The 408-nt window shown below is 46.8% G+C and carries 1 pseudogene; it reads right to left on the reverse strand.

Annotated features, from left to right (window positions below):
• Positions 1-39: 39 nt before the first annotated feature.
• Positions 40-408 (reverse strand): annotated as a pseudogene (locus EVJ29_RS15315) (zinc ABC transporter ATP-binding protein); the annotation flags it as partial.

Raw genomic sequence — 408 nt, forward strand, 5'->3', positions numbered from 1 at the left:
GCATGATCCCGGCTAACCAACCGGGAAATAATAATTCAATCATGAGCGATCATTTCCCCGACGCAAAACAATTCGTCCCTGTAAATCGTGACGATGGTTATGATGATGGCGATAGATACCCAGTTGTTCAGCACCACGAGGACCAAACATTGAAATAAACTCCGGATGCAGGGAAACAACTTCCGGTGTGCCGGAACAACAAATGTGGTGATTCAGGCACAGCACTTCATCGGTTTTTGCCATCACCAGATGCAGATCGTGAGAAACCATTAAAACGCCACAATCCAGTTCACGACGCAGTTGGTCAATAAGGTCATATAACGCCACCTGGCCATTTACATCCACGCCTTGAGTGGGTTCATCCAGCACTAATAATTGCGGGCGATTTAACAATGCTCGCGCTAATAG

The sequence above is a fragment of the Exiguobacterium sp. SH4S7 genome (assembly GCF_004336795.1).
In the GTDB taxonomy this organism is placed as follows: domain Bacteria; phylum Bacillota; class Bacilli; order Exiguobacteriales; family Exiguobacteriaceae; genus Exiguobacterium; species Exiguobacterium aurantiacum_A.